Source organism: Streptomyces yaizuensis, assembly GCF_034961445.1.
In the GTDB taxonomy this organism is placed as follows: domain Bacteria; phylum Actinomycetota; class Actinomycetes; order Streptomycetales; family Streptomycetaceae; genus Streptomyces; species Streptomyces yaizuensis.
Map to the genome: position 1 here is coordinate 339,376 of NZ_BSBI01000001.1, position 25,061 is coordinate 364,436.

The window sequence follows — 25,061 nt, forward strand, 5'->3', positions numbered from 1 at the left end:
CGGGCGGCCCGGCCGGCCCCACCCTGGCGGGTCCTCACGGCGGTTGCCGGAGTCGTGCCAGCAGGGACAGCCGCCGCCCGGGTCGTGCACGGTGTTCACCCGGTGCGGCGGTTGGGGGGATCCTCATCGCGCTGGTCCGCGAGTGCGGTGCCGGAGCCGGTGTGGTCGGCCGGTACCGCCCGGGACGCGGTGTGCGTCAAGAGGCTCTCTCCGGCCGTGCTGCGGCTTCGGGCGGCGGGGGAGGGGCCGCTCTCCGACCGGATCGCTTTCCGGGACTTGACTTTGCCCGGCGCCGTTCCCGAATCTGTGGCTCTCACCACACGCCCCGAGAGCCGGAGGGCCCCATGGCGGGCACCACCCCGATGGACGACGTTCCCTGGTTCGATGTCGCCGACCCGGGCTTCTCGATCACCTCCGCCGCGGTGCACGAGGCGCGCGAGAGGTCCTGGTACGCCCGGACCGGCTACGGACTGGCCGTGCTGCGCCACGCGGAGATGGAAGCACTGCTCAATCACCCCCTCCTCCGCCAGGGCAGTGTGGCCTGGCCCGCCCACAACGGGGTGACCGAGGGCCCCCTCGCCGACTGGTGGGCGAGCTGGATCCTCAACAAGGAGGGGGAGGAGCACCGCAGACTCCGGCGGCTGATGAACCCGGCCTTCTCCGCCCGGCTCACCACCGCCCTGTTACCCCGGTTCCGGGCCCTCGCCACCGAACTCGCCGATACTTTCGCCGGGAGCGGCGCATGCGAGTTCGTCTCGGATTTCACCGAGCCCTACGCGGCCCGGGTGATCACCGTCCTGCTCGGCCTCCCGGAGTCGGAGTGGCCCGTCATCGCGCGCGAGTCCGCCGTTCTGGGACTGTCCCTGGGGGTGACCGTCCGCCAGGATCTCGACCGTATCGAACGCGCCCTCGCCGCGCTCCACGCCTACGCCGACGAACTCATCGCCGACCGCCGCCGCCGGGACCGCGACGACTTCGTCTCCCGAATGGTGCGCGCCGGCCGGGACAGCGACCGGCTCGGCGGCGACGAACTGCGCGACGGACTGGTCCTGCTGATCTTCGGGGGCTTCGACACCACCCGCAATCAGCTCGGTCTGGCCCTGCAGTCCTTCATCCGGCATCCCGCCCAGTGGAGACTGCTCGCCGAGCGGCCCGAGCTGGCCGCGCGAGCGGTGGAGGAGGTGATGCGCGTCAACCCGACCGTCCGCTGGGTCACCCGTGAGGCCCTTGAGGACTTCACCTTCCAGGGTGTGGACATCTCCGCCGGGACCACGATTCATCTGTGGAACGAGTCCGCCGGTACCGACCCCCGCGTCCATGGTCCGTACTCCTTCGACATCGCCGCCGAGCGCGCACCCCATTTCGGTTTCGGCGGCGGGGTCCACCACTGCCTCGGTCACTTCGTCGCCCGCGGTGACATGGCCGAGGCCCTGCCGGTGCTCGCCCGGCGTCTGCGCGACCCCCGGATCGCCGAAGGCGCCGCATGGCTCCCCGACTCCGGCAACACCGGTCCCGTACGGCTCCCCCTCACCTTCACCCCCGCGTCCTGACCGGACCCCGCCCACCCCGTGCGCCGCCCGGCGCCCCTTTCCTCCAGCCGCTGTTGCCTCTGTCCCTGCCGTACGACCTCTCCGAGGTGCCCTATGACCACCGAAAGCCCGAACACCACCGCGCTCGACGGCCATCGCGAGCGGAACACCGACCATGACGCGGTGGACGCCGTGCGCAAACAGATCACCGAGGCCGGTGTCGAATACCTCTACTACCAGTCCGTGACGCTCGGCGGCCGGGCCGTCGGCAAGGTGGTACCCGCCGTACATCTGCTCCGCAATCTGGAGCGCGGCGTCCAGATGCACCGTGCCGTCGTCGCCGACTTCCAGACCGACCGGAACGGCACCCTCCTCGGTGGTGGCGCCCGGGCGGCAGAGTTCACCGCCCTGCCCGACCTCGACACCTTCGCGGTACTGCCCTGGGACACCAGCGTCGGCCGGTTCTTCTGCCGTCTCTACGAGCCCGCGCACGACCCCGAGCGCGGTGGCGAGCCGTTCGCCGCCGATGTGCGCGGCCACCTCATCCGGCGGCACCGGGAGTTCACCGAACGCACCGGACTCGTTCTCCGCTCGGGCTGCGAGCCCGAGACGACATGGACCGGGCCCGGCCTGGAGGCGGCCCACCGCCCCGACGCCAGTCCCGCGTACCGGGTCGAGATGCTGGAGCGCAACAGGCCCGTCTACCAGAAAGTGATCACCTATGGCAGGGCGCTCGGACTCGACATGATCGAGGGCGACTACGAGGACCCCGGCCAGCTCGAACTGAACTGGATGTACGACCGGGCCGAGCTGACCGCCGACCGGCTCATCACCTTCCGCCAGATCTGCCGGCAGGTCGCCCGGGAACTGGGCATCACCGCCAGTTTCATGCCCAAGCCCGCCATCGGGGTGATGGGCAACGGCTGCCACCACAACCTCAGCCTGTGGCGCGGCACCCAGAACGTGCTGGCCGAGCCCGGCCGCCGCGAACTGCATCTCTCCGAGACCGGACGGCATGCCCTCGGCGGCATCCTGACGCATGCCGCGGGCGCCATGGCCGTCATGGGATCCACCGTCAACTCCTACAAGCGCTACTGGGACGCGGGCCTCTTCGCCCCCGGGGGGATCGACTGGGGCATGGACGACAAGACCTGCACCGTACGCCTGTCCGCCAACGGGCGGCTGGAGTTGAAACTCCCCGATGCCATGGTCAACCCCTATCTCTCCCACGCCGTCCTGCTCGCCGTCATCTCCGACGGCCTGGAGAACCGGATCGACCCCGGACCGCCGCAGGCCACCACCGAGGAAGCCGGGTTCCGGTTCCCCGCACTGCCGCTGAACCTCGGCGAGGCCCTGACGGCCTTCGGCGAGGACGCCGTGGTCAGGGGCGGGCTGACCGAGGAGATCGCCGCTCTCCATCTCGCCTGCAAGTCGGACGAGTGGGCCCGTTTCTGCGCCGCCGTCACCGACTGGGAGCACATGATGTACGCGGACGACACGCCGTGACCGTCCCGTCGCGGCCCGCCGCGCGGGCAACGCCCCGACGGATCCGGTGGCCCGGGTAGCGGGCGCCGCTCATGACCGGGGCCGCGTCCCCGAAGCCCTCCCCAGCGTTCGATGGCCGAGAACAGGTGCTGTCCAGGGCGGGCGCCGGCACCGGCTCCTCGGTGCGCGGCGGCTGTCCGTCGACGGGGGCGGACCGGTGCCGCCGCCGTGGTGTACCGCCGCGTACCAGGGGCAGAGATGACCGCACGAGGACGGCGGCAGCGGCGGGAAGCGGTCCGGGGGCTCGTCCTCCCCGTGAAAGAGGAGCGGTATGGAGATCGGGGTCTTCCTTCCCATCGGCAACAACGGCTGGCTCATTTCGAAGAGTTCTCCGCAGTACATGCCGACCTTCGAGCTGAACAGGACCGTCGTGCGGCGGGCCGAGGAGTACGGACTGGACTTCGCCCTGTCGATGATCAAGCTCAGGGGTTTCGGCGGCGAGACGGAGTTCTGGGACCACTGCCTCGAATCCTTCACCCTCACGGCCGCCCTGGCCGCCGTGACGGAGCGGATCAGGCTGTACGCCTCCGTACCCATCCTCGCCCTGCCCCCGGCGATCGCCGCCCGGATGGCCGTCACCGTCGACGCGATCGCCCCCGGCCGGGCCGGCGTCAACATCGTCACCGGCTGGTCGCCCGCCGAGTACGCGCAGATGGGCGTGTGGCCCGGGGACGAGCACTTCGCCAACCGGTATGCGCGGGCGGCCGAGTACGTCACCGTGCTGCGGCAGCTGTGGGGCGCGGGCGTGAGCGACTTCAAGGGCGAGTTCTACCGTATGGACGACTGCGTCCTGTCGCCGCGCCCCGCGGGCGGGCATATCGACATACTGGCCGCCGGGCAGAGCGGTACGGGCATGCGGTTCGCCGCCGAGTACGCCGACGGAAACTTCATCCTGGGCACGGGGGTCAATACTCCGCTCGCCCTCTCCGACGCCGCCGCCACACTCGCCGAACAGGCGCGCACGACCGGCCGCGACGTCGGGGCGCTCGCCCTGTTCATGGTCATCGCGGACGAGACCGACGCGGCCGCTCGGGCGAAGTGGAAGGACTATCACGACAACGCGGACCTCGCGGCGCTCGGGTACGTCGCGGCGCAGACCGCCGAGGACACGGGCGCCGACGGCGCGTCGACCGCGCGGACCGTGGTGCTCCCCGAGGGCGCTGTGAACTTCAACATGGGTACGCTCGTCGGCTCGTACGAGACCGTCGCGCGGATGCTCGACCAGCTCGACGAGGTGGACGGCGTCAAGGGAGTCATTCTCGTCTTCGACGAGTTCCTCGAAGGCATGGAGAGCTTCGGTACGCGTATCCAGCCGCTCATGAAGTCCCGTACGGCCGTCTCCGGGCTGTCGTGACAGGTGCTGTGCGGGTGTCCCGGCGCTGCGTCTGATCCACCGGATGCCCCTTTCCCGCGCGATGGCCTTGGGCTCGGCTCGGTCCCGCGACGACCGGCTGATGCCCGCCGCACCGCCGTGTACGTCCAAAGCCCGCGCCGTCGCCCCCGGCGGGTGGCGTGTTCGGTGACGTGACGTGACGTGACGGCTTACCGCTGAGCCTTGGCCGGGGTCGCGGGGGAGTCGCGGAGGCCGAGCCGCAGGTGTTCGACGTGGAAGAGGGCCTGCTCCAGAAGCTCGGCGACGTGGTTGTCGTAGAGCGAGTAGACGATGGAGCGGCCGTGCCGTTCGCCGGAGACCAGCCCGAGGTTGCGCAGGAGGCGGAGCTGGTGGGAGCAGGCGGAGGCTTCCATGCCGACGGCTTCGGCGAGCTCGCCGACCGGACAGGGGCCTTCCTTGAGGCGGGCGAGGATGTAGAGGCGTGAGGGTGTGGCGAGCGCCTGAAGGGTCGCGGCGACGTCGGAGGCCCCGGCCGCGTCGAGGCGTTCGCGCGGGGTGGCGGTGTTCCTGCTGTCGGTTTCGTGACCCATCGTGCCATTCTACTCATGACACATGAAGACCTGTTCAGGTGTTCTTGTATGGTGGAGATGTCGCCTCGTCCACCCGCGAAGGGTTGGTTGGTCATGTCTTCTGTCCTGGACCGGCAGTCCCCGCCGTCCGCCGGGGCCGGCCCGGTACCGTCACGGCGCCGCACCCGGATCCTGGCGCTGCCGGAGGCCCGGTGGGCGCTCGCGGCCCTGACGCTGTTCCTGCTCGCCCTTCCGCTGTATCTGTCCGGTGCCCCGGCGTGGCTGTGGGCTCCGCTGCTGGCCGCCACCTACGTCACCGGCGGCTGGGAACCGGGCTGGGAGGGCCTGAAAGCGCTGAAGGACAGAACGCTCGATGTGGACCTGCTGATGGTGGTGGCCGCCCTCGGGGCCGCCGCGATCGGGCAGGTCCTCGACGGCGCCCTCCTGATCGTCATCTTCGCCACCTCCGGCGCCCTGGAAGCCGTCGCCACCACCCGTACCGCCGATTCCGTGCGCGGGCTGCTCGACCTCGCGCCCGCCACCGCGACCCGGCTGCTGCCCCACGGCGGCGAGGAGACCGTCCCGGCCGAACGGCTCGCCGTCGGGGACACCATCCTGGTCCGCCCCGGGGAACGCGTCGGCGCCGACGGACAGGTCACCGAGGGAACGAGCGACATCGACCAGGCCACCATCACCGGCGAACCCCTCCCGGTCGCCAAGCGAACCGGGGACGAGGTCTTCGCGGGCACCGTCAACGGCACCGGCGCCCTGCGCGTACGCGTCGAACGCGACCCCGCGGACTCGGTGATCGCCCGTATCGTGGCGATGGTCGAGGAAGCCTCCGCCACCAAGGCCCCCACCCAGCTCTTCATCGAGAAGGTCGAACAGCGCTACTCGATCGGCATGGTCCTGGCGACCCTCGCCGTCTTCGGTATCCCGCTCGCCCTCGGTGACGACCTCTCATCGGCCCTGCTCCGCGCGATGACCTTCATGATCGTCGCCTCTCCGTGCGCCGTGGTCCTCTCCACCATGCCGCCGCTGCTCTCCGCCATCGCCAACGCCGGACGCCACGGCGTCCTCGCCAAGTCCGCCGTCGTCATGGAACGCCTCGCGCAGATCGACACCGTCGCCCTCGACAAGACCGGAACCCTGACCGAGGGCACCCCCCGGGTCACCGACATCCGTCCCCTGCGCACCGCCGGCCTGGACGAGGACACCCTGCTCGGCCTGGCCGCAGCCGCCGAACACCCCAGCGAACACCCGCTCGCCCGCGCCATCGTGAGTGCCGCCCACGAACACGGGCTCCCCCTGGCCAAGGCCGGTGGATTCACCTCCACACCCGGCCGGGGCGTGACCGCCGTGATCGACGGCCGCACCGTCCAGGTCGGTTCACCCGCCATCCTGGACCGGGCGGTCGGCGCCGGCACCGAAGAAGCGGTCCGTGAACTGGAGGACACCGGGCGTACCGCGGTCGTGGTCCTGCGTGACGGGGTACCGGTCGGCGTCCTCGGTGTCGCCGACCGGCTGCGGCCGGACGCCGCCGTGACGGTGGCCGCGCTCACCCGCCTGACCGGCCGGTCGCCGGTGCTGCTGACCGGCGACAACGATCGTGCCGCGCGGTATCTCGCGGCCGAGGCCGGCATCACCGAGGTCCGCGCCGGGCTGCTGCCGCAGGACAAGGCCGCCGCCGTCCGGCAGTGGGCGGCGGAGGGGCGCCGGGTGCTGATGATCGGTGACGGCGTCAACGACGCTCCCGCCCTGGCCGCCGCGCACTCCGGGATCGCCCTGGGCAAGGCCGGCTCCGACCTCGCGCTGGAGACCGCCGACGCCGTCGTCGTCCGCGACGAGCTGGCCACCGTCCCCGCCGTCCTCCACCTCGCCCGCACCGCCCGGCGCCTGGTCGTCCAGAACCTCGTCATCGCCGGGTCCTTCATCACCGTCCTGGTCGCCTGGGACCTGATCGGCACCCTGCCCCTGCCCCTCGGCGTCGCCGGTCACGAAGGCTCCACGATCGTCGTCGCCCTCAATGGCCTGCGCCTTCTCCGCGAAGCCGCCTGGCCCCGCCCTGCCGGGACCACCGGCTGAACGGAGGAACCGGCGGACCGGAGAGAGTGCCCACCTCGCGGGAGCGACGCCGTGGACATCCGCCACGGGCGGCGACCACCGCGCGGACGCCGCCCCTGGGTCGTGTCGTGTGGATCAGGCCGGCTCAGGGAGCCGGGCCGCCGCCGGGGCCGCCGCCGCCGGGGCTGCCCCGAGGCTGCTGCCCGCGCCCGCCCGGGACCGGCTCCCCGGCTCTCCGGCGCTCAGGGGAGAAGGGCCGTCGCCCAGGTGCGGAGGGCCTCATGGCTGGGGAAGTCGGCGACATCCCGGTCGAGGCCGTCCGCCGAGCTGTACTGGTGGAACGTCCACGGATGGGTGATACGCGGCTGCCCGGCCGTGGTGATGTCGGCGATCCACAGGCCGTCACCGCAGCGGGAGGTGGTGTCGCGGTGGAGCCAGAAGTCGGTGTTGCAGTACAGCACCACCCGGCCCTTCGGACGCAGCCGCTTGACCTCGGCGAGGAAGGCGTCCTTCTCCGCGCAGGTGGCGGCCGTGCCGTCACTCGTGGTCTCCCAGTCGCAGGCCAGGATGTCCCCGGGCACGCTGTCGCACCGCTGGACGAAGTACGCGGCCTGTTCCGCGACATGGCCGGGCCACAGGAAGTGGTAGAAGCCGACGACCGCGCCGGCGGCCCGTGCCGTCGCCGCCTGCTTGCCCTGGACCGGACTGGTCCATGTGTGTCCCTCGGTGGCCTTGACGAAGACGAAACCGTATCCACTGGCGTCATAGGTCGGCTGGTAGACGGAGACGTCCACCCCTTTGATGACGGTCATGTGCCTGTCTCCTCACAGCGCGCGGCATCGCGTGGGCACGCCCTCGGGCGCACGCGCGAACCGGGCGGAGTCCCGGTGGGGCCCCGTCGTGGTGCACGGACGCCCCTGTTCCGGGCCACCGGAGTTCACCGGGGCCGTTTGCCCAGTGTGGCCCGGTTTCGGTAAGCGGAAGGCCAGCTCCCGGCCAAGGGCGGCTCAATCCTTGGGCAACTGCCGCCCCGCTCACTGACGGATCCGCAGTCCGGGAGGAAAGTGTTCCTGTGGGGTCGGAGCCATGGGGCCGCGAAAGGGGATTCACCCATGAAGACAGCGGACGGACAGGGGATGCACCGCTTCACGGGGCTCGCCGTCGTACTGGTGTTGTCCGGGGCCGCGTTGACCGTCGCCGTGGAGTCCGGTCACACCAAGCCCGTGGGGCACCCGCCCAGTAGCACCGGCTCGGCGTCCGGCCCGGTGCCCGCCCCGGCGGGGGCCGGGGACTGAACGCGTTCACGGCGGAGGGCCGGGGGTGTCATGGCCCGTCGGCCGCCGCGTCGCCGAATCGCGTCAGGGCGAGCGCTCCCGCCACCGCCGCCACGAATCCCACGAACGCCAGCCACGGGAGACCGTAGCGGGGACGGTCGCCCAGCCAGACGATGCCCACCAGGGCGGGCCCGGTCGATTCGGCCAGGACCATGCCGGCTGTCGCCACGGTCACCGAGCCCCGCTGGAACGCCGAGGTGAGGAGAAGGAACCCCGCCGCTCCTCCCAGAACCAGGGCGTAGAGGGCGGGGTTGCCGAACACCCGGGGAACCGTGAGGGAGTCGATCAGCCGGACCGCGACCTCGACCACGCCGAAGCCCGCGCCCGCACCGAGACCCAGCAGCAGGGCGCGCGGCCGGCCCGGAAGCCGCCCGGCGAGCGCGCCGGCGAGGAGCACCACGAGGACGGCGCCGAGCAGGGACCAGCGCAGGGCGGCCGGTCCGGCGTGGTGTCCCTCCGGTCCGGAGGCGAGCGCGATCATCGCCAGCCCCGCGCAGACCGTGGCCACCGCCGCCCATTCGGCCGCGGTCAGCCGGGCGTCGAGGAGCCAGGCGGCGACCACGGCGGTGACCGCGAGACTGGCGGCGAGGGAGGCGCCCACCGCGTAGAGGGGAATCGACCGCAGGGCGACGATCTGGAGAAGGAAGCCGAGGCCGTCGAGGCCGAGGCCGACGGCGTAGCGCCACTGGCGCAGGGCGCGCAGCAGCAGCACGGGGTCGACGCCGGAGCCGGAGCCGGTCCCGACGGCACGTGCGGCGATGGCCTGGAGTACGGAGGCTGTGCCGAAGCAGCAGGCCGAAGCGAGTGCGCAGACCATCCCCAAGGGCATGGGACGGACTGTAGGCCGGAGCCCGGCCGAGAGCCGGGGGGCCGGGCCGACGACCCGGTGGGGCACACCCGTACGGCGATGCCCAAAGCGGGCACAACGGTGCGAGATGGTCGCCCAGGCGCACCCGTACCGCGATGCCCGGGTCGTCCGCGGTCCCGGGTCAGGGGCCGGGCGGTACGTCGACCGAGCCGATGTACTCCTGGGTCTCCGCGTCCGGGAGCCGAACGGAGTGCGCCCAGAAGTAGATCAGCAGACTGAACCCGGCGATGACCGCCATGTCCCACCACAGGGGCAGGGCGCCGGTCGCGCCGCAGGACACCGACGAGGCCGGCCCCCCGCTGCAGTAACCGCCCTGCCAGGAGATCAGCCCCAGGCCCACCAGATACACCGGCAGCCACTGGGCGGGCCACCAGTCCAGGTGCGGGGCCCTCGGGTTGAGTCCGAGCAGCGCCGAGCCGCCCAGCAGGAGATAGCCGAGGACGATCGCCAGGCCGAGGCGCCACAGGGTGTCCCAGCCGGCCCAGTAGATGATCAGATTGGACACGACGAAGGCCACGGGAGCCCAGAACAGCCCGCCGGGGAGCCGGTACGGACGGTACCGGCCGGGGTCCTGCTTGCGCAGGCACCCGAGGGCGAGGGGTGCGCCCGCGTACATCAGCACGCTCGCGGAGGTGACGAAGCCGACCAGCTTCTGCCAGGTGGGGAAGGGCAGGAAGACGATGAGCCCGACGAGGAAGGTGAAGAGCAGGCTGAACCAGGGAACCCCGCGTGCCGTCGTCCGTTCGAACACCGCGGGGACATAGCCGTTGCGGGAGAGACCGTAGGAGACCCGGGAGGCAGCGGTGGTGTAGATCAGGCCGGTGCCGGTCGGTGAGACGACCGCGTCGATGTAGATCAGCGCGGCGAGCCAGCCGAGTCCGGCGGTCAGGGCGAGTCCGGCGAACGGCCCCGCCTTGTCGGCGAAGGTGAGATCGGCCCAGCCGTGGGCGAAGGCGCTCTGGGGCAGGGCTCCGATGAAGACCACCTGGAGTGCCAGATAGACGAGCGCGCCGATGAGGATCGAGCCGATCACCGCCCGGGGGATGTCCCGTGCCGGGTCGCGGCTCTCCCCCGCCAGCTGGTCCGCCTGTTCGAATCCGAGGAGCGCGAAGATGATGCCGCTGGTGCTGATGGCGGAGAGCACTCCCTCGACGCCGAACGGGGCGAAGCCCTGGTGGCCGAAGTTGTCCGCGTGGAAGGTGGTACCCGCCAGGGCGGCGATGGTCAGCAGGGGGATGGCGATCTTCCACCAGGTGGCCACGCTGTTGGTGTGGGCGAGCCAGCGGATGCCGAAGAAGTTGACGAGGACGAAGAAGGCCATGAAGGCGACGGCCAGCCCGTATCCGGCGGCGGTCAGCCGGTTCTCCCCCGTCTGTACCCAGGTGGCATGCACGCTGAGGTAGTTCAGCGACGCCATCACCTCGATCGGTGCCGTGGCGACGGCCTGGAGCCAGGAGAACCAGCCGAAGGAGGCCCCGGCCACGCTGCCGAAGGCGTAGTGCGGGAAGCGCGCGGTGCCCCCGGCGACCGGATACGCGGCCCCCAGCTCCGCGTGGACGAAGGCCAGAACGGTGATCGCGAGCGCTCCGACCGCCCAGGAGACGAGGGCGGCGGTCCCGGCCGCCTGCGCGGCGAACAGGGCGCCGAACAGCCAGCCGGAGCCGATGATGGACCCCACGGAGGTCCAGATGAGCCCGATCGTGCCGATGTCCCGCCGGAGGTCCGGTCGCGGGGACGCCTCGGGTGCGGCCGATGTCGGCATCTGGCGGGGAACCTCGCTCCGGTGCGGGCAGGACGCTCGGTCGGGTCGACGCGTCCGCTGACTCCGTTCTCCTTTTCCCGGGCGACGGCCCGACCACTCCGGCGCGGCGGGACTTGCTCCGAACGGGTCCGGAGGGCCGCGGCGCTCCCTGCCCGGTGCGGCGGGGGCGCCACCGGCAGGGGCTCAGATTCCGGCCGATGGCGTCCCGGACCTGCCCGCGCCACCGTCCCCACCGCCCTTCCCACTATCGTCCCCACCGCCGGTGGACCGGCATCGGCGCAGGGCCGCCACCGCGCAGAGCAGCAGCGCGGCCCCGACCGCCACGAGATGTTCCCTGCCGGCCAGATTGGGCTTGACGATCACCTCGACGGCCATCGCCACGATCACCAGGGCCCCGGTGAACCACGCCCTCAGACTCACGCAGACGCAGACCGCGAGCCCCGCGACCGCCGCCGACGGCCCGGTGTCGACGATCCGCGCGTCCGAGGCGGGCAGCCCGAGCGGACCGTCGGGGCCGACGGCGACACCGAACCGTGCGTAGAGCGTCCCGGCGAGGGTGCAGACGTAGGCGACGACGAGGGTCCGCCACCGTCCCAGAGTGATCTCCGCGATGCCGAACATCAGCAGCACCTGTGCCACCGCACCCCACACCGGCAGGCTGAGCGCCGGCACGAAGAGCGAGGCCGGGGTGCGCAGCAGCGCCAGCCAGAGCGGATCCGCGGCCCGGACGAAACCGATGTCCCGGACGAAGCCGTGGCCCCAGCCCTGGTCCTGGACGGACTGGAACAGCACGACGAGGCAGGCCGCGGTGAGCGTCAGGGGGATCGCCCGCCACCCCTGGGTGGCCAGGGCCGTCCGTACGGGCGCGTACAGCAGCCCCCACTCGCGCCGGGCGATCGAGGCGGCCGTACTCAACGGCGGGTGCCCAGATGTCCGCGGTGCAGCCACTTCGGCAGTCCGGGCACGTCCAGGAAGCCCTCCGCCCGGGCGCTCGCGAGACCGATCCGCGGCAGGTCGGTGCTCTGGTCGTACAACAGGAAGCGGGGTTCCCAGATGGGTCGGTACTTGGCGTTGGCACGGTAGAGGGACTCGATCTGCCACCAGCGGGAGAAGAACGTCAGCAGCGAGCGCCACAGCCGCAGCAGCGGGCCGGCGCCGAGCCGGGAGCCGCGTTCGAAGACCGCGCGGAACATCGCGAAGTTCAACGACACCTGCACGATCCCGAGGTCGCCGGCGTGCCGGATCAGCTCCAGCACCAGGAATTCGAACAAACCGTTGTCCGCCTCCCGGTCACGCCGCATCAGGTCCAGGGAGAGTCCGTCGCCGCCCCAGGGGACGAAGCTCAGCAGGGCACGCGGCCGCCCGCCGGCGTCACGGCAGACCAGCATCACGCACCGCCCGTCCGCCGGGTCGCCGAGCCGTCCCAGCGCCATGGAGAAACCACGTTCGACGGCCCCGTCCCGCCAGTCGTCGGCGAGTTCGATCATCTCGGCCATCTCCCGCGGCGACAGGTCCTCGTGCCGGCTGATGCCGACGGTGTATCCGGCGCGTTCGATCCGGTGGTGCGCCTGGCGGACACCTCGTATGGCACGGCCCTCCAGGGTGAACTCGCCGATGTCGACGATGGCCTCGTCGCCCAGCTCCAGCGCGTTCAGACCGTGCCGGGTGTAGACCGTGCCGCCCTCCTCGCTCGCCCCGATCACGGACGGGGTCCAGCCGTGCTCCAGGGCCTGGGCCAGCCAGCGGTCGATCGCCCCCGGCCATGCCTCCGGGTCGCCGATCGGATCGCCCGACGCGAGCGAGACCCCGCCGACCACGCGGTAGGTGACGGCCGACTTGCCCGTCGGTGACCAGACGACGCTCTTGTCCCGGCGCAGGGCGAAGTAACCGAGGGAGTCCCGCTCCCCGTGACGCTCCAGCAGGCCGCGCAGCCGCTCCTCGTCGTCCTCGGTGATCGCGTCGACGGCCCGGCGGGAGCGGAACGCGGCGTAGAGGACCAGCAGGATCAGTGCCGTGCTCATCAGGTTGATGAGCGCCTTGGCCCAGCCGGGGGTGACGATGCCCTCGAAGCGGACATCGTCGTAGGCGAGCGACACCATGCGGAACACGCCGTAGCGCCAGCGCTCCAGAAAGTCGGAACGCCCGGGGTCGGGGTCGGTATTGGTCACCGTGACCATGGCGGCGGCGAGCAGCGAGCCCACCAGCAGTCCGCCCGCGCCCACCGCCGCCGCCAGCCTCGGGTTGGCACGGTCGCCCTTCGCGCAGAACTCGCGCCGTCCCACGAGCAGGGCTGTGACGAAGAGCGCGGTCAGCAGGATCGCGATCCAGTTCTGGGCGTGCTGCCGGTACACCGGCAGCCCCAGGGCCACGGCGGTCAGCACCAGCGCCAGACCGCTCAGCGCGAGATTGAGGATCCACGCGGCCCGCTTGCGCCGTCGCATGGTGATCGCCAGGAACAGGGAGAACAGGCCGGAGAAGAAACCGGGGGTCAGCAGATAGGGCGTGAAGAACTCGTCGTCGTTGTGCCGTCTGATGTCGTTCCCGAAAGAGATCCACACGGCGCTGAGGAAGTCGATGAACGCGACCACGCGCAGATACCAGACCGCGAATGCGTACGAACGCCCCGACCACTCGCCGCGATCCGGGCCCGGCCGCGGACCTGGTCGGACACGCCCCATGGGAGCGAACATAAAGGGTGCGGGGCACGGGGGCGCGCTACGACGGCATGGCGAACGGGTGGACATGCCGCTGATGGCGCAAGGTGGCCGGAGGCGGCCGGTGCCCGGGTCACGCTGTCGGTCGTGGACCGGAGCCGGGATGACGCGGGGACGGGTGCGGACCGGGAGCGGTGGGGGCCGGCGGGCGGCCGTCGCCGTCCCTGGCCGCCAGGGTGGGTACGGCGGGCGGCGTGGGGTGGTGTGGAGTGGCGGCCGCAGGCCCCGGCGGACTGGCCCGCCGGAGTCGCGGCCGGGGCCGCTCTGGCCCTGCCGTTGCTGGCCGGCACGGCGGCGGGGCATCCGGCGGCGGGTGCCGCGCTGACCCTTCCGGCGCTGTTGGTGGTGATGCCCCTGCCGGCGGAGGCGGCTCTGCGGGAACGAACGCGGCGGCTCGGTGCGCGTACGGCGGCGATCACCGTGGCCGGGCTGTACACCTTCCTCGCCGGCGGGAACGTCTGGGCGCTGGTGCCCGCCATCGCCGTGGCTTCCGCCGCGGGCGCGGTGCTGCCCCGGGTGGGGAACACGGCCGGGCTGGCCATGGTGCTGGTCGGCATCACCGGCCCGGTCGAGGGGTTCGGCATCCCGGCCCTGCCCCAGCTCGCCGGCAGCCTGTGGGGCGCCGTACTCCTCCTGGCCCGCCGCGGCCCGAAGAACCCGCTCCCGTACCGGAGACCGGACCGCACCCGGCAGGACTGGCTCCACGCCGCCCGCCTCGCCCTGCTCCTCGGGACGGCCTCGGCCGTCATGGCGGCCCTGCACCGGCTCTCCGGCGAGGCGCACTGGCTCCTCACCGGGATCCTGCTCTCCCTGCGCCCCACCCCTGAAGCCACCTGGACCAGAGCACGCCAGCGGATCACCGGGAACACCCTCGGCGGGATCGCCGCCGCCCTCGTCCTCCTCACCCACCCCGGCCCCTGGGCGGTCACCGCCGTGGTCGCCGTCACGGGCACCCTCGCCTACGCCCTCAGGCCCGCCAACTACCTCTACTGGTGCCTCGCCTTCCCCCTGTTCCTGCTGCTGATCACCGACTTCGACCGGCCCACACCCTGGTACGCGGCGGCCGTCCGCGCGGGCCTGGTCCTGGCCGGAGCGCTCGTCTCCATCGCCGCCTCCCGCCACCTCTGGCCACCGGACCAGCCCCCCGAAACACGACCCGGGCGCCCATGACCCCCGCCCCGCCCTCAGGTCTGCCGCCGGAGCTTTCGATCCCCGGCGCCCCGGCGCTCCGGCGGCAGAGGCATCAGGTCAGTGAGGCGAGGAGCCCGATCGACGGTGCCAGCACCCCGGGCTGCCCGAGGGCGCGGAAGTCCGCCTCGACCGCCGCCAGGTCGAGGACGCCGGCGCGGACGGCGTGGTAGCGGACGAGCGACCAGACGAAGACGTCGAGGTTGTCGAACTGGGTCCCGGCCTCGATGGCCTCCTCCTCGTGGAACCACACCGCGACCCGGCCGCTGGTGAGCACGGTGTAGTAGTTGCCTCCTCCGTCGGCGCCGATGGACCACACATCGTCGTCGGACAGCTCCGTCTCGTAGTCGGAGTCGAGGACCCGGCAGTCGTTGGCCTCGAAGTCGAAGGCGTACGACCAGTCGTGTATGTCGAGGCGCCGCGGCAGGGAGCCCGAGCGGACCCTGCGGTCGAAGCCCGCCAACGCGGTCGCGGTGTCGGGCGGGAGCCGGGCGAGGAACGGTTCGACCGGGCGGGTCGACGCCGGGATGTCGACCCCCGGCTCGTCGGGGAACCAGCGCGCCAGGTCGCTGTCCAGATCCCGCTCCACATAACCGGTCAATTGATCAACGGTGAGAGGCATGAGGTGAGGCTAAGGGATCCACGGCGACCACGCTGCCCCCGCCGGCAAGCCGACCGGTCGCCAGGGTGTTTCCTTCGCGCCGGCTCCGTGGCGCCCCGCCGGACCGCTCTCCCGGCGGGGCTCCGCACGGCCTGTCGACCAGCGGCCGAACGGCTGTTCCGATGGGGACACTTTCAGGGGGTTTGCCTGCCGCGCCGTCCACGGTTCCGCCGATGGCTTCCTACTTTGGTGTCCTGAGAGCCGCCAGCGGGCGGCTCGACGCGAGGAGTGGCCATGCGCTGCCGGTTCCCCCGTCCTCTGCTCGTTCTCGCGCTGCTGCTGGGCGCACTCGTCGCCCCGGTGCCCGCCGGCGCCCTGGCCGCCGCTCCTCTCCAGCCGCCGCTGATCACCCAGGTCTTCCCGCGGGACGGCGCGGCCGATGTGAGTTTCGTGGCGGACACCGATCCGGTCATCACGGGTTTCCTGGTCACCGCGGCGCCCGGCGGCGCGTCCGTCCGGGTGCCCGCCGACGCCCGGACCGCCCGGGTGACGGGGCTGGCCAACGGGACGGCGTACCGTTTCACGGTCCGTCAGGAGGTCAGCCGGGGCCGCGCCCTGCTCTCGGAGCCGTCCGAGCAGGCCACGCCCCGGCCGGCCAGGCCGCCGGGGGAGCCGGTGCTGGGCGCGGTGTACGCGCGGAACCGGGCGGTGGAGGTCGAGTGGACCGCTCCTGCCGACGGCGGCGCTGCGATCACCGGGTTCACCGTCACCGCCACCCCGGGCGGCCATCGGGTCACCGTCGGCCCGGACACGGCGTCGGCGGCGCTGACGGGGCTGGCCAACGGCACCGCGTACACCGTCGCCGTACGGGCCGTGAACAAGGCGGGGCCCGGCGCCCCGGCCGACCGGAGCGGGGTCCGGCCCCGGCCCGACACCGCGCCCGCCGCGCCCGTCGACGTCTCCGCGAGCCCGGACGGCGGCCGGGACAGCGCGCTGCGGGTGACCTGGACCGCGCCCGGGGACGACGGGGGCTCCCCGGTGACCGGCTACCGCGTCACGGCCGGGGGCACCACCGTCCGTACCGCCGCCCCGATCACCGAGGCGGTGATCGACGGACTCAGCCCGGACGAGGAGTACACCGTGTCCGTCGTCGCCGTCAACGCGGTCGGCACCGGGCCCGCGGCCCGGACGGAGGAACCCGTCGCCCCCCGGGTCGACGTCGCCGCCCGTACCGTCGTCCTCTCCGCCGCCTCGATGGCCACCCTCACCGGGAAGGGACTCGGCGAGCTGCGGTTCACCGACCCCACCCGGCAGCTGCTCGGGCTGCGTACGGGACAGATCGTGGTCGCGGACACCAGCCCCCAGGCACCCGACGGGCTGCTGCGCACGGTGACCGGGGTACGGCGCCAGGGCACGGCCCTGGTGGTGGCCACCGCCGACGCCGACCTGTCGCGGGTGCTGACCGACGCCCAGGTGTCGGCGGCCGGGGAGCTGACCGACGAGGGGGCGGAGCCGGGCTATCTGCACCCGGGGGTACGGGCCGAGCCGGTCACCGTCGGCAACGATCTGGCCTTCGGGCTGACGATCAGGCCCGGGGACAACACCCGGGAGTTCGCCGGTCTGTCCACCAGCGTCAGCGGCACCGTCACCCTCGACCCGCACTGGGACCTCGTCGTCAGGACCACCGGGGAGAGTGACCCGGACACGGGGGAGGACATCGGGGAGGTCACCGACGTGACCTTCGCCGCCGGGGTGGACGTCAAGGCGTCCGTCACCACCACGGTCGCCGGCACCGTCGGCGGTTCCAGTCAGGCCGTCACTCTCGTCTCGCTGCCCCTCGCGGCGATCACGGTCCCGGTCGGCCCGGTCCCCGTCGTCATCGTCCCCACCCTCACCCTCAGTGCCCAGCTGTCCGTCTCCGGCTCCCTGGAGTTCACGGCCACCGCCACCTACGAACAGCACATCGGCGCGGTCGCCGACTTCACCCTCCAGGACGGCTGGAGCGGCCGGAGCACCACCACCGACCCGGTGGCGGACCTCACCGCCGACCGGCTGTCCCCGAGCGTCACGGCACAGCTGGACCTGCCCGCCGCGATCAGCTTTGAGCTGTACGGGGCGATCGGACCCGGCCTCCAGTTCGTCCCGTACCTGAAGTTCGTCACCGCGCCGACCGAGAACCCCTGGGCCCGTCTCGATGTGGGCGTCCGGGTGGAGGTCACCGGCGGGATCAAGAAACTCAACCTGGAGTACTCCGTCCCCGTCGCCGACTTCTCCCGCACCGTGTGGAGCACCGAAGGCCCCCTCGCCGGCATCTACATCGAGGATCCGACGCGCGTGCTGCCCGCGAGCGGGAGCACCACCTTCGCGGTGAGCCGCAGGAACTGGTGCGAAGGGCCGGTGTTCTGGAGCCTGGCCGAGGGCAGCCCCGGCACCATCACCCCGGGCGGCGTCTACACGTACGCGGCCGCCGGCACGGGCCCCACCCTCGCCAAGGTCATCGCCACCCAGCCGCTCACCTCGAACTGCCCCGGGACCAGCGCCCAGGCATTCGTCCGGACGGGCTCCACCGTCCCCTCCGCCCCCCGGAACCTCGCCCTCGCCTACCAGGGCGACGACGCCGTGTTCACCTGGGACCCGCCGGAGAGCGACGGGAACGCGGGCCGCCTCCTCTACGGTCTCGTCGTCGACGTACCCGGGGCGGACCCCGACGACTCGATCATCTACTCCTACGACACCACGGCCATCCTCTCCGGCGCGGAGCGGAGTCTGAGGGCCGACGGAGGACGCTTCCGGGTCATCGCCGAGAACGACATCGGCACCGGCCCGCCCGGCCCCGACCTCGTCGCCCCGCCCGAGGACTACTGACCGGCCGGACCTGCCGGTGCCGGACCTGCCGACCCGCCGGGCGGGAGCCGCGCACCGTGTGGCGACGGTCTCAGCGGCCGACGGGCGCGGGCCGCGGTCGGCTGCCCCGCGCCGAGGCGGGCCTCCTGCCAAGTCGCCGCCGGCCAGTGGACGTTGGGCGGTGGGGCGACGCGTTCCGGCGTGCCGCCGGCGTCCCCTGCCGCCCCGTGCGCCGTCTCACGTCCCGTCTCGCCATGTGTCACCACCTTGACATTAGTCCGACTTATGGAAGATAAAGATCAAGCTTTGAGTCGAACCTCACGCTGTGTGGCGTTTAGGCGTGATTCCATCGAACATCTATGTGAATGAGTGCTGCCGTGTCCCACCCCGCCGTTCCCGTGCCCCCGACCCCCGACCCCGTGGGGGAGTGGGAGATGTGGTGTGCCGAGCGGCGGCGCGCGGTCACCTCCGCGACCGGGAACCTCGCCCTGGTCGAGACCCGCTGGCTCCCCGCCGGGCAGCTCCCCGACCCGGTGGCCGAGCGCGCCGGGCGGCCGGCGACCGTCACGGTCACCACCGTCGAGCGCACCGACCTCGTCACCGGCGGGCCGGAGCGCGGGCTGCGCTTCTGGGACGCGGACGCCCCCGCGATCCACGCCTTCGAACGCACCGAGGTCTTCCCCTACGACCCGGCGTGGGTGCTGGACGCCACGTACACCCCCGTCCCCGGAGCCCGGAAGATCGCCTTCGAGCACATCCGGGACAACGGCGGCAGCCGCGACCTGGTCGTTCCCGGCGACATCCGGCTGACTGTCGACGGCCGGGACTACACCCTCAGCGCCTTCGACGACGACGGCGTCCTGCTGCTGGTCTTCGGCGACCCCACCAATGGGCACACCACCTACGGCGCCGGTCGCTTCCTCTTCGTGACCCGCACCGGCCAGGACACCGTCCGCCTCGACTTCAACCGGGCCTTCGTGCCGCCCTGCGGATTCTCCGATCAGTACAACTGTCCGATGCCGCCGCGGCAGAACCGTTTCCACCTGCCCGTCGCGGCCGGTGAGAAGCGTCCCGTCTTCCGCGGCGGCGTCCCCGCACAGCACTGATCCCCTCCCGGCACCCTCGATAGCCGCCGCACGAAAGCGCACTCTTCTGTCATGAACACTGTCATAAACACCAAGAACCTCGGCCTGTCCTCCGCCGCGACCGCCGCGACCGCAGTGGTCCTCGCCCTCACCCTCACCGCCTGCGCCGGCGGCTCCACCGGCACCGCCTCCGGCGGCAAGCACGACCCGGACGCCACCGTGAACATCGGCTCCCTCTACGAGCCGCAGAACCTCGACAACACCGGCGGCGGCGGACAGGGCGTCACCGAAGCCCTCCACGGCAACGTCTACGAAGGGCTGTTCAGGCTCACCGACGGCGGCAAGGTCCAACCGCTCCTCGCCGAGTCCCACCGGGTCAGCCCCGACGGCCTGACCTACACCTTCACCCTCCAGGGCGGCGTGACCTTCCACAGCGGCAAGGCGCTTACCAGCCAGGACGTCAAGCACAGCCTGGAGCGGGTGCTCGCCCCCGACTCCCAGTCGGCGCGGAAGAAGAACCTCTCCGTGGTGAAGTCGATCGCCACCCCCGACCCGCGCACCGTCACCGTCACGCTCTCCCAGAAGTCGATCTCCTTCGTCTACAACCTCACCTATGTGTGGATCGTCAACTCCGAGGCGAAGGACCTCAAGCAGCGCGAGGACGGCACCGGCCCCTACCGGCTCGACCGCTGGACCCGCGGCTCCGCCCTGAGCCTGGACCGCTTCGCCGACTACTGGAGCGACGCGGCGGCCAACAAGAAGGTCGTCTTCCGCTACTTCAAGGACGCCACCGCACTCAACAATGCCCTGCTGACCAACGCCGTCGACGTGGTCACCAGCGAGCAGTCGCCCGACGCCCTCGACCAGTTCAAGAACAACCCCGCCTACAAGGTCACCGAGGGCAACTCCACCACCAAGCTGCTGCTCGCCTTCAACGACAGGGCCAAGCCCTTCGACGACACCCGGGTCCGCCAGGCGGTGTCCTACGCCATCGACGACAAGAAGCTGCTGGAGTCCGTCTGGGGCGGCCACGGCAAGCTGATCGGCTCCATGGTCCCGCCCACCGACCCGTGGTACGAGGACCTCACCGCGCTCGACACCCACGACCCCGAGCGCGCCCGGAAGCTGCTGGCCGAAGCCGGATACCCGAAGGGCTTCAGCCTCACCCTCGACACCCCCAACTACGACCCGCACCCCACGGCCGCCACCTTCATCACCTCCCAGCTCGCCAAGGTCGGCATCACCGTCAGGATCAACACGATCACGTCGGACGAGTGGTACACCAAGGTCTACAAGAACCGGGACTTCCAGGCCACGCTCCAGGAGCACGTCAACGACCGCGACCTGGTCTGGTACGGAAACCCGGACTTCTACTGGGGCTATGACAACCCGCAGGTCACCCAGTGGGTCGAGCAGGCCGAACAGTCCTCCACCGCCGCCGCGCAGACCGAGCTGCTGAAGAAGGTCAACCGCAGGACCGCCGAGGACGCGGCCAGCGACTGGCTCTACCTCTACCCGCAGATCGTGGTGGCCGACAGCCGGCTCACCGGCTACCCGCTCAACGGCCTGAACTCGCAGTTCTACGCCTACGACATCAAGAAGGGCTGATGGCGCGCTACGTCCTGCGGCGCTTCGCCTTCCTGCTGATCTCGCTGGCACTGGCGAGCGTGGTGCTCTTCGTCCTGCTGCGGATGCTCCCCGGCGACCCGGCCAACGCGCTGACCGCCGTCGGAGCCACCGACGAGCAGATCGCCGCCGCCCGCGCCTCGATCGGCTCGGACCGCCCCCTGCCGGAGCAGTTCGTCCACTGGATCGGCCAGTTGGTCCGCGGTGACCTCGGCACCTCCTTCGTCAGCTCGCTGCCGGTGGGGCCCGAGGTCACCACCCGGCTCCAGGTCACCCTCCCGCTCACCCTCGCCGCCTTCGTGCTGGCCGTGCTGATCGCCGTACCCGCCGGCTTCCTCGCCGCCCACAAGCGGCGCACCTGGTACGGGGCACTCCTCAACGGCGTCTCCCAGCTCGGCATCGCCATCCCGGTGTTCTGGCTCGGCATGATCCTGATCGTGGTCCTCGCGGTGAACGCCCGCTGGTTCCCCGCCGGCGGCTTCCCGCCCGACGGCTGGACCCGGCCCGGCGAAGCGGTCCGCTCACTCGTCCTCCCGGTGATCACCATCGCCCTGGTGATGAGCGCGTCCCTGATCCGGTACGTCCGCTCCGCCACCCTCGACGTCCTCGACAGCGACCACCTGCGCACCGCCCGCGCCCTGGGATCCTCCTTCGGCGGCGCGATGTGGCGGCACGGGCTGCGCAACGCTTCCGTACCGGTCATCTCCGTCCTCGGCATCGAGCTGGCCTCCACCCTCCTCGGCGCGGTCGTCGTGGAGTCCGTCTTCGCCCTGCCGGGGCTCGGCTCCCTGCTCACCACCGGCATCACCCAGCACGACTACCCCGTCATCCAGGGCGTGCTGTTCGTGTCCACCCTCGCGGTCCTGCTGATCGGCTTCGCCGCCGACCTCGTCCAGCGGATCGTCGACCCGCGCCTGCGCGCCGGACTGTCGGGAGGCCCCCGGTGACGTCCATCGAACCCGCGACCACCGCACCCGCGATGAAGCGCGCCGGGGCGGGGACGGAGCGCCGCACCGCCCGGCGCTCGTCCACCCTGATCACCGGCTGCGTGCTGGCCGGCTCGATCGCCCTGCTCGCCCTCGTCGCCCTCTTCTGGCTCCCCTACGCCACCGACGACACCTCCGGCGGACGGCTCACCGGACCCGACGGGGACCACCTCCTCGGCACCGACAAGCTCGGCCGGGACCTGCTGACCCAGGTGATGAACGGCGCCACGATCGCCTTCCGGGCGGGACTCGGCTCCGTCCTGATCGCCGGGACCCTCGGACTGGTGCTCGGCGTCCTCGCCGCCTTCGCCCAGGGGTGGCTCGACGACACCCTCTCCGGCTTCCTCGACATCCTGATCGCCTTCCCGACCCTGCTGCTCGCGATGCTCGTCGTGGCCGCCCGCTCCGGCACCCTCGGCTCGGCGGTCCTCGCCATCGGCCTCGCCCAGAGCGCGGTCGTCGCACGGCTCGTGCGCATCCTGGTCAAACGGGTCCTGGCGCAGGACTACATCACCGCCGCCCGCACCTCCGGCACCTCCTGGGGACGGATCGTGGCCGGCCACGTCCTGCCCAACATCTGGCCCACCCTCGCGGTCAACCTGGCGCTCCAGTTCGGTCTCGCGGTCCTCGCCGAAGCGGGCCTGTCCTACCTCGGGCTCGGCGCGCCGCCGCCCAACGCCTCCTGGGGCCGGCTGCTGCTGGAGGCCCAGGCCACCTTCACCACCGCCCCGATCGGGGCACTCGCCCCCGGGATCCTCCTGGTCGTCCTCGTCATCGGCGTCAACCTGGTCGCCGACGGGCTGCGCGACACCCTCGACCCGACCACCCGCGAGAGGCCCGCATGAGCATCCTCGCCATCCGCGACCTGGTCGTCCGCACCGCCGACGGGCGCACCCTCGTGGACCACCTGTCCCTGAGCGTCGCCCCCGGCGAACGCCTCGGCCTGATCGGCGAGTCGGGGTCGGGCAAGTCCCTGACCTCGCTCGCCGCCCTCGGGCTGCTGCCCGAGGGGATGACCGCCACCGGCAGCGTCGAACTCGCCGGCACCCAGGTCGTGGGCGCCACCGAGAAACAGCTCACCGCGGTACGGGGCCGCCAGGCCGCGATCGTCTTCCAGGAGCCCCTGACCGCGCTCGACCCGCTGATGCGCGTCGGCCGCCAGATCGCCGGGCCCCTGGCCCGCCACCGCGGCCTGAAGGGCGCCGCGCTGCGCCACGCCGTCGTCGAAGCCCTCCGCCAGGTCCGGCTCCCCGAACCCGAACGGCTGGCCCGCTCCTTCCCCCACGAGATCTCCGGCGGCCAGCGGCAGCGGGTCGCCCTCGCGATGGCCCTGGCCTGCGAGCCCCGGCTCCTGATCGCCGACGAACCGACGACCGCGCTCGACGTCACCGTCCAGTCCGACCTGCTCGACCTGCTCGACGCACTCGTACGGGAGCGGGCGATGGCGCTGCTGTTCATCAGCCACGACCTCGCCGTGGTGGCGCGGACCTCGGAGCGGGTCATCGTCCTCAAGGACGGCCGGGCGGTCGAGGAAGGACCCGTACGCGACGTGGTGCACGCACCCCGCGACCCCTACACCGCGGCCCTGGTCGACAGCGCACGCCGGCTGGAGCACGCCCTGGACCGACGGAGGACGCGATGACACCCACCAAGGCCGTGCCGGTGCCGGTGCTGGAGCTGGACGGCGTCTCCTACGCGTACCGGGGCAGCCCCGCGCCCGTCCTGAGCGACATCCACCTCGCCGTCGCCGCCGGGGAGAGCCTCGCGCTCGTGGGCGAGTCGGGCACCGGCAAGACCACCCTGCTCAGGCTGCTGCTCGGGCTCGCCCGGCCCACCGCGGGCACGATCCGTTTCGACGGGGCCGAGCTGCGGCCGCGCGACCGCGACCTGATGCGGCGCTTCCGGCGCGGCGTGCAGTGCGTCTTCCAGGACCCGTACTCCTCGCTCGACCCGCGCCGCCGCATCGGCTACACCGTGGCCGAACCGCTGCGCTCCCTCGGCCTCGACGACCGTCGCACCGCGGTGCCCAAGGTGGCCGCCGCGCTGGCCGCGGTCGGCCTGCCGGCGGACGCGGCCGACCGCTACCCGCACGAGTTCTCCGGCGGTCAGCGGCAGCGGATCGCGATCGCCCGCGCGACGGTGTGCGACCCCCGCGTGCTCCTCGCCGACGAGCCCGTCAGCGCGCTGGACGTCACCACCCGCGTCAGGGTCGTGGACCTTCTGAGCGAACTGCGCGAGGAACGCGGTCTGACGCTGGTGATGGTCTCCCACGACCTGTCCGTGGTGGCGTCGCTGTGCGACCGTACGGCGGTGCTGGAGAAGGGCCGCGTGGTGGAGGAGGGGGCGACGGACCGGGTCCTGGGCGCGCCGGAGCACCCGTACACGCAGCGCCTGATGTCGAGCGTCCCGCGCTTGCCGGCGTAGCGGTGTCGTGCCGTGGTGCGGCGGCACCGCGGTGGTGGCGACCGTACGGCGTCCGCGGGGCGGGGCCGCGCTCGTCTCGGTCGGTACGCGCGCACGGCGCCGGCGCGTTCGAGCGGCGCCTACGAGGAGGCCGCTTCCCGGTCGGCGAGGACGAGGTCGAGTAGACCGGGAAAGCGGGAGTCCAGGTCGTCGCGGCGCAGGGTGAGGAAGAACTTCCGGCCGTCGCGCCGCTGGCGGATCACGCCGCTCTCCCGGAGTATGCGCCAGTGGTGGGTCATGCTCGACTTCGGCACATCGCGCAGGATTTCGCCGCAGAACCGCTCCTCGCCGCTCGCCAGCGTGCGCGCGGCCTCCAGGCGAACGGGGTGACCCAGCGCCGCCAGGACATCGACCAGGCGGATGTCCGAGGCGTCGGGGTGGTGCAGATCCTCCATGCCCTCACTGTACGTGAGCCCATTGACAGCGGCCATCGAATCGTACGAGTATCTCGTACGTTCGATCGTACGAGATGTTCGTACGGTTCTTCCGTGTCCCCGTGTCCCCGTGTCCCGTGCGCGCCTGCCGCCACGGGCGGCTCATCCCTGGAGGA

Annotated in this window: 21 protein-coding genes; 13 read left to right on the forward strand and 8 right to left on the reverse strand. The window is 72.0% G+C overall.

What is annotated here, in order from left to right; translation table 11 throughout:
- Positions 1 to 344 precede the first annotated feature (344 nt).
- The 3 genes from SYYSPA8_RS01210 to rutA all read left to right on the forward strand — a co-directional run bounded on the left by SYYSPA8_RS01210 (position 345) and on the right by rutA (position 4,428).
- Positions 345 to 1,550, forward strand: a complete 1,206-nt coding sequence (locus SYYSPA8_RS01210; protein ID WP_323444977.1) for a cytochrome P450 — start codon at positions 345 to 347, stop codon at positions 1,548 to 1,550.
- 93 nt (positions 1,551 to 1,643) lie between these two features.
- On the forward strand, positions 1,644 to 3,035 hold the full coding sequence (locus SYYSPA8_RS01215) for a glutamine synthetase family protein (protein ID WP_323444978.1): 1,392 nt from the start codon (positions 1,644 to 1,646) through the stop codon (positions 3,033 to 3,035).
- A 310-nt stretch (positions 3,036 to 3,345) separates the two neighbouring features.
- Positions 3,346 to 4,428 (forward strand): pyrimidine utilization protein A, encoded by a 1,083-nt coding sequence (gene rutA / locus SYYSPA8_RS01220; protein ID WP_323444979.1) that lies wholly within the window; start codon positions 3,346 to 3,348, stop codon positions 4,426 to 4,428.
- Between the two features lie 188 nt (positions 4,429 to 4,616).
- Here the strand turns inward: rutA and SYYSPA8_RS01225 are convergent, their stop codons facing one another.
- The gene (locus tag SYYSPA8_RS01225) at positions 4,617 to 4,997 is read right to left on the reverse strand and encodes an ArsR/SmtB family transcription factor (protein ID WP_323444980.1); all 381 of its coding nucleotides are present in this window, start codon (positions 4,995 to 4,997) and stop codon (positions 4,617 to 4,619) included.
- Between the two features lie 93 nt (positions 4,998 to 5,090).
- Between SYYSPA8_RS01225 and SYYSPA8_RS01230 the strand changes: the two genes are divergently transcribed.
- Positions 5,091 to 7,061: a heavy metal translocating P-type ATPase gene (locus SYYSPA8_RS01230; protein WP_323444981.1), complete on the forward strand. Its 1,971-nt coding sequence runs from the start codon at positions 5,091 to 5,093 to the stop codon at positions 7,059 to 7,061.
- Between the two features lie 221 nt (positions 7,062 to 7,282).
- Here SYYSPA8_RS01230 and SYYSPA8_RS01235 read toward each other — a convergent pair whose 3' ends face one another.
- Positions 7,283 to 7,852: a glycoside hydrolase family 25 protein gene (locus SYYSPA8_RS01235; RefSeq protein WP_323444982.1), complete on the reverse strand. Its 570-nt coding sequence runs from the start codon at positions 7,850 to 7,852 to the stop codon at positions 7,283 to 7,285.
- A 300-nt stretch (positions 7,853 to 8,152) separates the two neighbouring features.
- Here SYYSPA8_RS01235 and SYYSPA8_RS01240 point away from each other — a divergent pair, with 300 nt between their 5' ends.
- Entirely contained in the window at positions 8,153 to 8,335 is a 183-nt protein-coding gene (locus SYYSPA8_RS01240; protein WP_323444983.1) for a hypothetical protein, read from the forward strand.
- A 28-nt stretch (positions 8,336 to 8,363) separates the two neighbouring features.
- On the opposite strand, the gene SYYSPA8_RS01245 is transcribed toward SYYSPA8_RS01240, so the two are convergent.
- From SYYSPA8_RS01245 to SYYSPA8_RS01260, 4 genes are all read right to left on the reverse strand, one after another.
- On the reverse strand, positions 8,364 to 9,191 hold the full coding sequence (locus tag SYYSPA8_RS01245) for a DMT family transporter (RefSeq protein ID WP_323445496.1): 828 nt from the start codon (positions 9,189 to 9,191) through the stop codon (positions 8,364 to 8,366).
- 172 nt (positions 9,192 to 9,363) lie between these two features.
- The gene (locus SYYSPA8_RS01250; RefSeq protein ID WP_323444984.1) at positions 9,364 to 11,004 is read right to left on the reverse strand and encodes an APC family permease; all 1,641 of its coding nucleotides are present in this window, start codon (positions 11,002 to 11,004) and stop codon (positions 9,364 to 9,366) included.
- A 183-nt stretch (positions 11,005 to 11,187) separates the two neighbouring features.
- Positions 11,188 to 11,919 (reverse strand): hypothetical protein, encoded by a 732-nt coding sequence (locus tag SYYSPA8_RS01255; protein WP_323444985.1) that lies wholly within the window; start codon positions 11,917 to 11,919, stop codon positions 11,188 to 11,190.
- Positions 11,916 to 13,682 (reverse strand): phosphatidylglycerol lysyltransferase domain-containing protein, encoded by a 1,767-nt coding sequence (locus SYYSPA8_RS01260; protein ID WP_323444986.1) that lies wholly within the window; start codon positions 13,680 to 13,682, stop codon positions 11,916 to 11,918. The genes SYYSPA8_RS01255 and SYYSPA8_RS01260 overlap by 4 nt, the downstream gene beginning before the upstream one ends.
- Before the next feature lie 240 nt (positions 13,683 to 13,922).
- On the opposite strand from SYYSPA8_RS01260, the gene SYYSPA8_RS01265 reads away from it, so the two are divergent.
- Positions 13,923 to 14,888 carry an FUSC family protein gene (locus SYYSPA8_RS01265; protein ID WP_323444987.1) on the forward strand — a complete coding sequence of 322 codons (966 nt, stop codon included), beginning with the start codon at positions 13,923 to 13,925 and terminating at the stop codon, positions 14,886 to 14,888.
- Positions 14,889 to 14,961: 73 nt separating this feature from the next.
- Here the strand turns inward: SYYSPA8_RS01265 and SYYSPA8_RS01270 are convergent, their stop codons facing one another.
- On the reverse strand, positions 14,962 to 15,528 hold the full coding sequence (locus SYYSPA8_RS01270) for a hypothetical protein (protein WP_323444988.1): 567 nt from the start codon (positions 15,526 to 15,528) through the stop codon (positions 14,962 to 14,964).
- 273 nt (positions 15,529 to 15,801) lie between these two features.
- Between SYYSPA8_RS01270 and SYYSPA8_RS01275 the strand changes: the two genes are divergently transcribed.
- The 7 genes from SYYSPA8_RS01275 to SYYSPA8_RS01305 all read left to right on the forward strand — a co-directional run bounded on the left by SYYSPA8_RS01275 (position 15,802) and on the right by SYYSPA8_RS01305 (position 24,472).
- Positions 15,802 to 18,372: a fibronectin type III domain-containing protein gene (locus SYYSPA8_RS01275; protein WP_323444989.1), complete on the forward strand. Its 2,571-nt coding sequence runs from the start codon at positions 15,802 to 15,804 to the stop codon at positions 18,370 to 18,372.
- Between the two features lie 344 nt (positions 18,373 to 18,716).
- Complete coding sequence (locus SYYSPA8_RS01280; RefSeq protein ID WP_323444990.1) at positions 18,717 to 19,457, forward strand: DUF1684 domain-containing protein; 741 nt, start codon at positions 18,717 to 18,719, stop codon at positions 19,455 to 19,457.
- A gap of 51 nt (positions 19,458 to 19,508) precedes the next feature.
- Complete coding sequence (locus tag SYYSPA8_RS01285; protein ID WP_323444991.1) at positions 19,509 to 21,044, forward strand: ABC transporter substrate-binding protein; 1,536 nt, start codon at positions 19,509 to 19,511, stop codon at positions 21,042 to 21,044.
- Positions 21,044 to 22,009: an ABC transporter permease gene (locus SYYSPA8_RS01290; RefSeq protein WP_323444992.1), complete on the forward strand. Its 966-nt coding sequence runs from the start codon at positions 21,044 to 21,046 to the stop codon at positions 22,007 to 22,009. The genes SYYSPA8_RS01285 and SYYSPA8_RS01290 overlap by 1 nt, the downstream gene beginning before the upstream one ends.
- A complete protein-coding gene (locus SYYSPA8_RS01295; RefSeq protein ID WP_323444993.1) occupies positions 22,006 to 22,893 on the forward strand; it encodes an ABC transporter permease in 888 nt (295 codons plus the stop codon). Before SYYSPA8_RS01290 ends, SYYSPA8_RS01295 begins: the two co-directional genes overlap by 4 nt.
- Entirely contained in the window at positions 22,890 to 23,690 is an 801-nt protein-coding gene (locus SYYSPA8_RS01300) for an ABC transporter ATP-binding protein (RefSeq protein ID WP_323444994.1), read from the forward strand. The genes SYYSPA8_RS01295 and SYYSPA8_RS01300 overlap by 4 nt, the downstream gene beginning before the upstream one ends.
- On the forward strand, positions 23,687 to 24,472 hold the full coding sequence (locus tag SYYSPA8_RS01305; RefSeq protein WP_323444995.1) for an ABC transporter ATP-binding protein: 786 nt from the start codon (positions 23,687 to 23,689) through the stop codon (positions 24,470 to 24,472). Before SYYSPA8_RS01300 ends, SYYSPA8_RS01305 begins: the two co-directional genes overlap by 4 nt.
- Positions 24,473 to 24,591: 119 nt before the next feature.
- Here the strand turns inward: SYYSPA8_RS01305 and SYYSPA8_RS01310 are convergent, their stop codons facing one another.
- Positions 24,592 to 24,906, reverse strand: coding sequence for an ArsR/SmtB family transcription factor (locus tag SYYSPA8_RS01310; RefSeq protein ID WP_323444996.1), 315 nt, complete (start codon positions 24,904 to 24,906; stop codon positions 24,592 to 24,594).
- Positions 24,907 to 25,061 lie beyond the last annotated feature (155 nt).

Excerpts from the sequence above, each read along its gene's own strand:
- SYYSPA8_RS01310 (WP_323444996.1), bottom strand. The coding sequence starts at position 24,906 with ATGGAGGATCTGCACCACCCCGACGCCTCGGACATCCGCCTGGTCGAT.
- SYYSPA8_RS01230 (WP_323444981.1), top strand. The coding sequence starts at position 5,091 with ATGTCTTCTGTCCTGGACCGGCAGTCCCCGCCGTCCGCCGGGGCCGGC.
- SYYSPA8_RS01215 (WP_323444978.1), top strand. The coding sequence starts at position 1,644 with ATGACCACCGAAAGCCCGAACACCACCGCGCTCGACGGCCATCGCGAG.
- SYYSPA8_RS01305 (WP_323444995.1), top strand. The coding sequence starts at position 23,687 with ATGACACCCACCAAGGCCGTGCCGGTGCCGGTGCTGGAGCTGGACGGC.
- SYYSPA8_RS01270 (WP_323444988.1), bottom strand. The coding sequence starts at position 15,528 with ATGCCTCTCACCGTTGATCAATTGACCGGTTATGTGGAGCGGGATCTG.
- rutA (WP_323444979.1), top strand. The coding sequence starts at position 3,346 with ATGGAGATCGGGGTCTTCCTTCCCATCGGCAACAACGGCTGGCTCATT.
- SYYSPA8_RS01290 (WP_323444992.1), top strand. The coding sequence starts at position 21,044 with ATGGCGCGCTACGTCCTGCGGCGCTTCGCCTTCCTGCTGATCTCGCTG.
- SYYSPA8_RS01275 (WP_323444989.1), top strand. The coding sequence starts at position 15,802 with ATGCGCTGCCGGTTCCCCCGTCCTCTGCTCGTTCTCGCGCTGCTGCTG.
- SYYSPA8_RS01285 (WP_323444991.1), top strand. The coding sequence starts at position 19,509 with ATGAACACTGTCATAAACACCAAGAACCTCGGCCTGTCCTCCGCCGCG.
- SYYSPA8_RS01300 (WP_323444994.1), top strand. The coding sequence starts at position 22,890 with ATGAGCATCCTCGCCATCCGCGACCTGGTCGTCCGCACCGCCGACGGG.
- SYYSPA8_RS01240 (WP_323444983.1), top strand. The coding sequence starts at position 8,153 with ATGAAGACAGCGGACGGACAGGGGATGCACCGCTTCACGGGGCTCGCC.
- SYYSPA8_RS01225 (WP_323444980.1), bottom strand. The coding sequence starts at position 4,997 with ATGGGTCACGAAACCGACAGCAGGAACACCGCCACCCCGCGCGAACGC.
- SYYSPA8_RS01280 (WP_323444990.1), top strand. The coding sequence starts at position 18,717 with ATGAGTGCTGCCGTGTCCCACCCCGCCGTTCCCGTGCCCCCGACCCCC.
- SYYSPA8_RS01235 (WP_323444982.1), bottom strand. The coding sequence starts at position 7,852 with ATGACCGTCATCAAAGGGGTGGACGTCTCCGTCTACCAGCCGACCTAT.
- SYYSPA8_RS01260 (WP_323444986.1), bottom strand. The coding sequence starts at position 13,682 with ATGGGGCGTGTCCGACCAGGTCCGCGGCCGGGCCCGGATCGCGGCGAG.
- SYYSPA8_RS01245 (WP_323445496.1), bottom strand. The coding sequence starts at position 9,191 with ATGGTCTGCGCACTCGCTTCGGCCTGCTGCTTCGGCACAGCCTCCGTA.
- SYYSPA8_RS01250 (WP_323444984.1), bottom strand. The coding sequence starts at position 11,004 with ATGCCGACATCGGCCGCACCCGAGGCGTCCCCGCGACCGGACCTCCGG.
- SYYSPA8_RS01210 (WP_323444977.1), top strand. The coding sequence starts at position 345 with ATGGCGGGCACCACCCCGATGGACGACGTTCCCTGGTTCGATGTCGCC.